The sequence below is a fragment of the Streptomyces ureilyticus genome (genome assembly GCF_011045025.1).
In the GTDB taxonomy this organism is placed as follows: domain Bacteria; phylum Actinomycetota; class Actinomycetes; order Streptomycetales; family Streptomycetaceae; genus Streptomyces; species Streptomyces ureilyticus.
The window spans coordinates 26,043-35,347 of record NZ_JAAKZX010000093.1 but is presented as its reverse complement, the minus strand read 5'-3'; the positions used below and the strand labels follow the sequence as shown (position 1 = coordinate 35,347).

Below are 9,305 nucleotides of genomic sequence, written 5' to 3'. Positions count from 1 at the left end.
TATAAGAGACAGCCCCAACACACGCCCCCGAAGAATCTGTGCAGGAATGCCACATGGGCTGCACGCAGCCTTTTGGCAGCCCCGTTAGCGTTGCTGGCCGCTCGATCTCGCGTGCGACCTTTTCCGGGGGCGCAGCCCGGTGGGTCGACGGCACGTCAACTCAGGAAGACCGCACATGGACTACTGCTCCTCGTGTCACCGGCATCTCAACGGCGCCCTCGTGTGTCCGGGGTGCGGCGCGTACGCCCCCGACATCGCTCCCCCAGCGATCGAAAACCGCGCCCTGCCGAAGACGACCGACACGGCGGTGACCGAAACGTCGGAGTGGTTCACGGCCCCCCGCACGCGGCGCGGCAGCGACCTCCGTGCCGAGGCGCCGGGCGGAGAGGGCGCGGACGAGGTCTCGCACACCGGTCCTTCCGGCGGCCTGGAGACCCCGTCGCAAGGGCGGGCAGCGCGGCGTCGCCAGCTGGCACGATGGAAGAAGAACAAGCGACGAGCCGTAGTCGCGACCGCCGTCGCGCTCGTGGGAGGCGGCCTGACCGTCGCCACTCTGGACCGGCCCTCCACCGAACGAGCCCAGGCAGCAACGGCACCGGACGATACGCAGAAGGGCGCCCCGGAGAAACCGGCAGCACCGCCCACGCTGCCGACACCGACAGCGCAACACCCCGACACCCACCGGTCCTCACGCACCACTCCTCCGGCACGACCGCCCGCGGCCGACCTTCCGCGCCAGCAGTCCCCCACCCCCGCACGCCGGACCACGCGGACGATCACCCGGCCCGACGCCGCAGCTCCCGCTCAGCCGGCTCCGACCGCGACGTCGGACCCGCGGCCGGGGACCGACTCCCCGCCCGCCGCCGGAACGGACCAGGGCGGTAATGGAGGGACAGCGGACCAGCCGTCCTCGCCCCCGGCGACCGACGGCACGGGTGGCACGGACTCGGGGACGTCCTCCCAGCCCAGCACTTCACCGACCCCGACGCCCCCAGGGGAGATCTGTCTGCTCGTGGTGTGCCTCGGCTGAGCACCCCGACACCCTGGCACCCCGATCCCCGGCGTCCGCCCTGCGTCCTCCGGGGCGCTCATGCCTGAGCTTCGAGCCAACGAGACCGGCACAGCGCCCTGCCGGGGCCTGCCGTCGCCGCGGCAGGCGGAGATCATCCAGAACCGCGGCCATGGCTACGGCAGCGGGTAACACCCTCGCCTCCTGCCATCGGGGAGTGTAGACATGGGCACATGCTCCGCCACTTGGGTCGAACCCAGGCTCAGTCAACATCCCCTGCCAACGGCCTGCGCGCATGGCGCAGGCGTGCCGGTGCCCGCCGGGCCGACGAGCAGCGGGCGCAGCGGGTATCGCACGGGCCTGCCGAAGAGCGATGGCCGCACGCGGACGGGCCGCGGCGGAAGCCGGCCGGCAGGTTTCGGTCGGCGTTGAGCGGGCGCAGCGTCGCCGGCCAGGTCTTTGTACTGCAAGTGGTGATCGTGCTGATGCTGGTCGTGGCCGCGGTGGTGGCGCTGGTGCTGCAGGTGCGACACGACAGCACGCAGGAGGCCCGTAACCGTTCACTCGCCGTCGCCGAGACGTTCGCCAACGCGCCGGGGCTGCGTGAGGCCCTGCGTGGTTCCGACCCCACGGCTGTGCTCCAGCCGCGTGCCGAAACCGCACGCGTGCGGTCGGAAGTCGACTTCATCGTCGTGATGAACACCGACGGGACCCGCTATACGCATCCCAAACCGGACAGGATCGGCAGGAAGTTCGTCGGGGACATGGGGCCCGCGCTGGCCGGCCGTTCGATCACCGAGGAGATCGAGGGGACCATCGGGCCGCTGGTGCAGGCCGTGGTTCCGGTCAAGGCGCCCGACGGGTCGGTCGTGGGCCTGGTGTCGGCCGGTATCACGACCGCCAATGTGGGTGGCGTCGCGGATCGGCAGCTGCCGATCCTCCTCACGGCGGCGGCCGCGGCACTCGGCCTGTCCACGGCGGGGACAGCGCTGGTGAGCAGACGGCTGCTGCGCCAGACCCGTGGTCTGGGCCCGTACGAGATGACCCGGATGTACGAGCACCATGACGCCGTGCTGCATGCCGTCCGGGAGGGAGTGATCATCGTCAGCGGTGCGGGGCGGCTGCTGCTCGCCAATGACGAGGCCCAGCAACTGCTCGGCCTGCCCGCCGACGCCGAGGGCCGGCATGTTCTCGAACTCGGCCTTGACGCGGACACCGCCGGGCTCCTGGCCTCAGGACGGGTGGCCACGGACGAGGTGCATCCGGTCGGAGAGCGGCTGCTGGCGATCAACCAGCGGCCCACGGACCGTCAGGGAGGCCCGCCCGGCAGTGTCGCAACCCTCCGCGACACGACCGACCTGCGCGCCTTGTCCGGACGGGCCGAGATGGCTCGTGAACGCCTCAGGCTGCTGTACGACGCCGGAGTGGGCATCGGCACCGGGCTGGACGTCGCCCGCACCGCCGGAGAGCTGGCGGACGTGGCCGTCCCACGGTTCGCGGACTTCGTCACCGTGGACCTGGCCGACGCCGTGCTGAACGGAGAAGAGCCGAACAAGGTCACCGATCTGCGCCGCACGGCGTTCAGCGGAATCCGTAAGGATCCCCCTCTCTACCCGGTGGGCGAGCACATCACATTCGTCGCGTCCTCGCCCCAGGCCCGTAGCCTCAGCACCGGCCATGCCGTCGTCGAGCCGAACGTCAAGGACGCCCCCGGGTGGCAGGCCCAGGATCTGGAACGCACCGAGCAGGTCATCGCGTACGGAATCCACTCGCTGATCACCGTCCCGCTGCGGGTGGGAGGCCTGGTGCTGGGCGTGGCCAACTTCTGGCGCTCGCAGAAGCCGGAGCCCTTCGACACGGAGGAGGTGGCCCTGGCCGAGGAACTGGTCGCCCGGGCCGCGGTCTCCATCGACAACGCGCGCCGCTATACCCGCGAGCACGCGATGGCCGAGACACTGCAGCGCAGCCTGCTGCCGCGCAATCTGCCCGAGCAGAACGCCCTGGACGTCGCCTACCGCTATCTGCCCGCGCAGGCGGGGGTCGGCGGGGACTGGTTCGATGTGCTGCCGCTGCCCGGCGCGCGGGTCGCCCTGGTCGTGGGCGATGTCGTCGGCCACGGTCTGCACGCCGCGGCCACGATGGGGCGGCTGCGTACGGCGGTGCACAACTTCTCCGCCCTGGATCTGCCGCCCCATGAACTCCTGGGACTTCTCGACGAGTTGGTCGCCCGTATCGATCAGGACGAGGCGGTGGACAGCGGTGCCGCGATCACCGGCGCCACCTGTCTGTACGCGATCTACGATCCGGTCTCGCGGCAGTGCAGCGTGGCCCGTGCCGGCCATCCGCAGCCGGCGCTGATCCGGCCCGACGGCAGCGTGGAGTTCCCGGAGGTTCCGGCGGGTCTGCCGCTCGGGCTCGGGGGTCTGCCGTTCGAGACGGCCGACCTCGAGCTGGCCGAGGGCAGCCGTCTCGTTCTCTACACGGACGGGCTCGTCGAGGACCGGGAACGGGACATCGACGTCGGGCTCGAGCTGCTGCGCACCGCACTGGCCGGGGCCGACAGGTCGCCGGAGGACACCTGCCGGGTCGTACTCGACGCGATGCTTCCCGCTCGGCAGAGCGACGACATCGCGCTGATCGTCGCGCGTACCAGTGCGCTGTCGGCGGACCGGATCGCCGACTGGCAGGTGCCCTCCGATCCGGCGGCCGTCGCCGACGTACGCGAATCTGTCACCCGGCAGCTGACGGAGTGGGGGCTGGACGAATTGGCGTTCGTGACGGAGCTGATACTCAGTGAGCTGGTCACCAACGCGATCCGCTACAGCAGCGGACCCATCCGTGTCCGGATGCTGCGCGACCGGAGCCTGATCTGCGAGGTCTTCGACAGCAGCAGCACCTCTCCCCATCTGCGGTACGCGGCCACGACCGACGAGGGCGGGCGCGGTCTGTTCCTCGTCGCGCAGCTCGCCGAGCGCTGGGGTACCCGCTACACCCCCACCGGCAAGATCATCTGGGCCGAACAGACCCTGCCCTGACAGCCGGGCGCAGGACGTCCGGAGGCGGTTGTTCGCTCAGGATCAGGATCAAGTCGACTGCGGGACCCCGCAGTTGGTCACCGACATGGCTGCCCACCCTTTCGGGTGGGACCTTCGAGCTGACAGACTCCGGACGTGCCCGACTTCGACATGCTCGTCATCGGATCCGGCCCGGGCGGCCAGAAGGCCGCCATCGCCGCGGCCAAGCTCGGCCGCCGGGTCGCCGTCATCGACCGCCCCGACATGGTCGGCGGGGTCTCCATCCACACCGGGACCATCCCGTCCAAGACACTGCGTGAGGCGGTCCTGTATCTGACCGGCCTCACCCAACGTGATCTGTACGGCCAGAGTTACCGTCTCAAGGAGGACATCACCGTCGCGGACCTGACGGCACGCACCCAGCATGTGGTGGGTCGCGAAGTCGACGTCATCCGCAGCCAGTTGTCGCGCAACCACGTCTCCCTGTTCGCCGGCACCGGCCGCTTCGTCGACGACCACACCGTCGCGCTGCGCGAAGTCACCGGCAACGAGCGGCTGTTGACCGCCGGGCACATCGTCATCGCCACCGGCACGCGCCCCGCCCGGCCCGCCAGCGTCGAGTTCGACGAGCGGACGATCATCGATTCGGACAACGTACTGAATCTGGAACGGGTGCCGCGATCCATGGTCATCGTCGGCGCCGGCGTGATCGGCATGGAGTACGCCTCCATGTTCGCCGCTCTCGGCAGCAAGGTCACCGTGGTCGAACAGCGGCCGGGGATGCTCGACTTCTGTGATGTCGAGGTGATCGAGTCGCTGAAGTACCACCTGCGGGACCTGGCCGTCACCTTCCGGTTCGGGGAGACCGTCGCCGCGGTCGAACGTCACCCGCGGGGCACTCTCACGATTCTGGAGAGCGGCAAGAAGATACCTGCGGACGCGGTGATGTACTCCGCGGGCCGTCAGGGCCTCACCGACGACCTGGATCTCGACAAGGCCGGACTGTCGGCCGACCGGCGCGGCCGGATCAAGGTCGACGAGCATTTCCGCACCGAGGTGCCGCACATCTACGCGGTCGGCGACGTCATCGGCTTCCCGGCGCTGGCCGCGACCTCGATGGAGCAGGGGCGTACGGCGACGTATCACGCCTTTGGCGAGCCGGTGAACCAGATGGACGGCCTGCAGCCGATCGGCATCTACACCATCCCGGAGATCAGCTTCATCGGGCGGACCGAGGACCAGCTCACCGAGGATTCCGTGCCGTACGAGGTCGGCATCTCCCGCTATCGCGAGCTGGCCCGGGGGCAGATCATCGGCGACTCGCACGGCATGCTGAAGCTGCTGGTCTCGCCGGACGACCGCAGACTCCTCGGCGTGCACTGCTTCGGCACCGGGGCCACGGAGTTGATCCATATCGGGCAGTCCGTGATGGGCTGCGGCGGCACGGTCGACTACCTGGTGGACGCGGTGTTCAACTACCCCACTCTCGCGGAGTCCTACAAAGTCGCGGCTCTGGACGCGACGAACAAGATCCGGCAGATCGACCGGCTCAGGGATTGACATCGAGCGGCTCAGGGATTGGCATCGGCCGGCTCAGGGATTGATGAGGAGGACTTCGCGTCGATGACGGCAGCTGATTCGAGCCATTTACGTTCCTGGGGTGCCGTCCGCGTGGCGGTACCCGCGGGCCGCGTGTGCGGAAGTCTTGTCGCAGCCCTTCTGCTGGCCTGCGCCCTGCTGCCGGCAGCCCCCGCGACCGCCTCCGGCCCTCATGACGCCGGCCCGGTCGGCTGGGCTTCCGTCAACGGCGGTACCACCGGGGGCGCGGGCGCCGGGCCGGAATCGGTGTGGACGGTGTCGACGCGTGCGGAGCTGAAGGAGGCGCTGGCCAACCGCGGCGACCTGACCGCGCCCAAGGTCATCCGGGTCGAGGGAGACATCAGCGGCCATGAGGCCGGTGACGGCACGCTGCTCGGTGAGCAGGATTACGCGCCCGGCTACGACCTGGCGAAGTACAGGTCGTGCTTCGGCGCGGACGGCGCCGAGTGGTCCGACACGCGCTACGACTACTGCAAGCAGCAGCGGGTCCTGCGGCAGACCGGTTCGAACAAGGAGAAGCACCAGATTCAGCTGACCGTGCCGAGCAACACCACGCTCGTCGGCACGGGCGGCGACGCTCGACTGCTCGGAGTCTTCCTGAGCGTCAACACCGGCACCAACATCATCGTCCGCGACCTCCAACTCGAGGCGCCCGTCGACTACTTCACGACCTGGTCGCCGGACGACGGGGAACGCGGCAGCTGGAACGCCCGCTTCGACGCCCTGGCGGTGGTCACCGGAAGGAACATCTGGATCGACCACTGCACGTTCACCGACGGCCGCTACCCGGACCGCACGGCGCCAGTCGGCTTCCACGGCGAGCGGGTCCAGCGGCACGACGGGCTGCTGGACATCGAGGACGGTTCGGACTTCATCACGGTGTCCGACAGCCGGTTCACCGACCACGACAAGGCGGTGCTCATCGGGTCCGGTGACGGGCGGGGCGACCGGGACCGCGGGCATCTGAAGGTCACCTTCGTCCGCAACCTCTTCACCGACATCGGGCAGCGCGCTCCGCGCGTCCGCTTCGGGCAGGTGCATGTGGTCAACAACGTCTACCGGGGCCGGGCCGCGGACACCACGTACGCGCTCGGTATCGGGGTGGAGTCCGCGATGGTCTCCGAGAGGAACGTGTTCCGGTACGAGGGCCCTGGCGCGCGTCCCGGTGTGCTGGTCGCGATCTACGGGGGTACGCGCTTCCAGGACACGGGTTCCTGGCTGAACGGCCGCCCCGCCGGACTCGACGCCGCGGCAGCGGCCGAGGCGCCCGACGGGTTCTCGACGGACACGGGCTGGGCGCCGGCCGATGTCTATCCGTACCGTCCGCTGCGATCGCCGGCCGCGGTGTGGCGGCACGTCCTGAACCACTCCGGCCCTCGCCACCGGTGAACGCGACCACGGCGCCGCTTCGTGTCGACTTCAGGGCTTGCGGGCGACCCCGCCCAGGGCGATCACCTCGCCGCCCGTGCCGCTCATCGTGGAGTCGGGGCGCCAGTCGGTGATGGGTACGACGCCGGGCTCCAGCAGTTCCAGGCCGTCGAAGAAGCCGGCGAGCTGCTGCGGGCTGCGCAGGTAGTACGGGGCCGCGCCGCTCTCGTTGTAGAGGCGGGTGGCTTCGGCGTTGGCCTGGTTGGTGTCCACGCTGTCGTTGAACGCGAAGTAGCTGCCGGACGGCAGTGCCACCATGAGCGTACGGACGATGGACCGTGCTTCGTCGTAGTCGGCGATGTGTCCGCTGACCTGCATGAATGTGAGTGCGACGGGCTTCGTGAGGTCGAGGGTGCGGGCCGCTTCCCGCAGTACGGTGCCGGGATCGTGCAGGTCCGCGTCGATGTAGTCGGTCACGCCCTCGCGCGTGCTGGTCAGCAGTGCCTGGGCATGGGCGAGGACCAGAGGGTCGTTGTCCACGTAGACGATGCGGGCGTCGGGGGCCACCCGCTGGGCGATCTGGTGGGTGTTGTCCGCCGTGGGCAGGCCTGTGCCGATGTCGAGGAACTGGCGGATGCCGGCATCACCGGCCAGGTGGCGCACGGCGCGGCCGAGGAAGGCCCGCGAGTCGCGGGCGAGGTCGGTGATGCCGGGGAAGATCTCGCGGAAGGCGTCGCCCGCTTCCACGTCGACGGGGTAGTTGTCCTTGCCGCCGAGCCAGTAGTTCCAGATCCGGGCCGAGTGCGGCACCGCCGAGTCGATCTTCGCTGATGCCGCAGTGCCGGGGGCGGACGAGTCCTGCGTCACCGGACAGCCTCCTTCTGGGGAACCATCGATGGCCTTAGGCATACAACGTAGAGTCAACTGCCCCCGTTCCACCGGGACTTTGCGGGGTTGAGGTACGTGTGGGCGCGGGCCGGCGGTTGGAACGACCGGCCTCGTGCACGCGTTGCCGCCCCCTGCCAGGAGGCAGGAGGCGGCCCGTTGTCGGCGTCCGTCGCGGTTACAGGGGGATGCGTGCCTGGGCGGCGGAGATGACCGGCTCGCGTCGGCGGTGGTGCTGCTCGTACTCCGCCGCCTTGCGGGCCACGCTCAGGGAGACGTTCTGCAGTTCGGCCATGATGTCGCTGGGTGCCATGGCGTCGTAGCCGGGCCACGGTTCGCTGCCGCGCAGCTGCTCGATGGCGTCGAGGACCGCGTCGCGGTTCGCGTGGGCGCGCTCGTAGCCCTCGATGACCGTCAGTTCGGACTGCGACAGCGGGCGCAGCCGCTTCTTGGTCTCGTCGAGGCCGAGCTTGCCGTATCCGGCGATCGGCAGGTCCTCCTCCCGGGTCACCGCGCCCTGGACCTCCTCGGCCATCCTGGCCACCCCCGGCATCTCGCGGACCACGCCCTCGGCCGCGGACCTGGTGTGCCGGCCGCCGGCCTGGACGATGTCCCGTAGCCGGTCCGTGGTCGTCCGCACCAGGCGTACGACCTCGTCCCGCACGCCGCCTTCGTGCCCCGGGCCGAAGCCGTTGCCCGCGGCCACCACGGCCCGCGCGTGTGCGGCGACACTGTCCTCCAGCGTCTCCAGCAGCTCCTGGTCCTGGCGGCGCAGCGAACCGAGCAGGTCGGCGGCGGCCTGGTCCTGGATCTCTTCGGCGATACTCTCCCCCGCCCGGGACGCCGCCAGCGCCCGGGCCGCCGCCGTGAACTCGTTCTCGGCGTTCTTCAGCAGCCGCACCTCATTGGCCTGCCGACCGCCCAGCAGCCCGGTTGCGAGCGACGACCCGATCGCCAGCGGGAACATGGCCGTACGGATGGCGCTGCGGGAGACGATGCCCGCCATGTCGACCGTGGTGCCGATCAGGCCGCGCGGACGCGTCTTGCGTACGTGATGCTCGATCCGCTGAAGGCTGTCCAGGACCTCGGCGACCTGGTGTTCCAGCATCTGGCGGTACGGACCGGGAGGCGTGACCGTCACATCCGCCCGGAACCGGTCGGCGACTGCGGCATGCGTCTGCCGGGCATCTTCCAGCGCCGGTACCAGCGCCTGCGTCATCACTGCCATGTGCTTCTCCCTGAGTGGGGGGGGATCGGGCGGCTGTCCGCCGCGTACGGGAACCGGCTGCTCGTCGGCCCGTTCCACGGCCGGGCAGCCCTCACCATCCTGCGAGACCCCCACCGCGAACGCCCGGCGAGCGACACCCCGGCGGGGGCGGCGCCGCGGTGCCCGGCGGCCCGCCTGGTGCGGACTTCGCACGCCGTGCCAC

At 70.1% G+C, this 9,305-nt stretch carries 6 protein-coding genes; 4 read left to right on the top strand and 2 right to left on the bottom strand.

From position 1 onward, the window contains the following. Positions 1-175 precede the first annotated feature (175 nt). From G6048_RS26345 to G6048_RS26330, 4 genes are all read left to right on the top strand, one after another. On the top strand, positions 176-1,030 hold the full coding sequence (locus tag G6048_RS26345) for an SCO2400 family protein (protein ID WP_165342069.1): 855 nt from the start codon (positions 176-178) through the stop codon (positions 1,028-1,030). A 212-nt stretch (positions 1,031-1,242) separates the two neighbouring features. After that, entirely contained in the window at positions 1,243-4,044 is a 2,802-nt protein-coding gene (locus tag G6048_RS26340; RefSeq protein ID WP_165342068.1) for a SpoIIE family protein phosphatase/ATP-binding protein, read from the top strand. Between the two features lie 135 nt (positions 4,045-4,179). After that, complete coding sequence (sthA, locus tag G6048_RS26335; protein WP_165342067.1) at positions 4,180-5,583, top strand: Si-specific NAD(P)(+) transhydrogenase; 1,404 nt, start codon at positions 4,180-4,182, stop codon at positions 5,581-5,583. 111 nt (positions 5,584-5,694) lie between these two features. Further along, complete coding sequence (locus G6048_RS26330; protein ID WP_328827005.1) at positions 5,695-7,011, top strand: pectate lyase family protein; 1,317 nt, start codon at positions 5,695-5,697, stop codon at positions 7,009-7,011. A gap of 30 nt (positions 7,012-7,041) precedes the next feature. Here the strand turns inward: G6048_RS26330 and G6048_RS26325 are convergent, their stop codons facing one another. Both G6048_RS26325 and G6048_RS26320 read right to left on the bottom strand, forming a co-directional pair. Continuing rightward, the gene (locus G6048_RS26325) at positions 7,042-7,857 is read right to left on the bottom strand and encodes an SAM-dependent methyltransferase (protein WP_328827003.1); all 816 of its coding nucleotides are present in this window, start codon (positions 7,855-7,857) and stop codon (positions 7,042-7,044) included. Between the two features lie 196 nt (positions 7,858-8,053). Then, positions 8,054-9,103: a hypothetical protein gene (locus G6048_RS26320; protein WP_165342064.1), complete on the bottom strand. Its 1,050-nt coding sequence runs from the start codon at positions 9,101-9,103 to the stop codon at positions 8,054-8,056. Between the last annotated feature and the right edge of the window lie 202 nt (positions 9,104-9,305).

What these genes read in the sequence shown, in the direction of transcription:
- G6048_RS26345 (WP_165342069.1), top strand. Translation starts at nt 176, where the DNA reads ATGGACTACTGCTCCTCGTGTCACCGGCATCTCAACGGCGCCCTCGTG.
- G6048_RS26340 (WP_165342068.1), top strand. Translation starts at nt 1,243, where the DNA reads ATGCTCCGCCACTTGGGTCGAACCCAGGCTCAGTCAACATCCCCTGCC.
- G6048_RS26320 (WP_165342064.1), bottom strand. Translation starts at nt 9,103, where the DNA reads ATGGCAGTGATGACGCAGGCGCTGGTACCGGCGCTGGAAGATGCCCGG.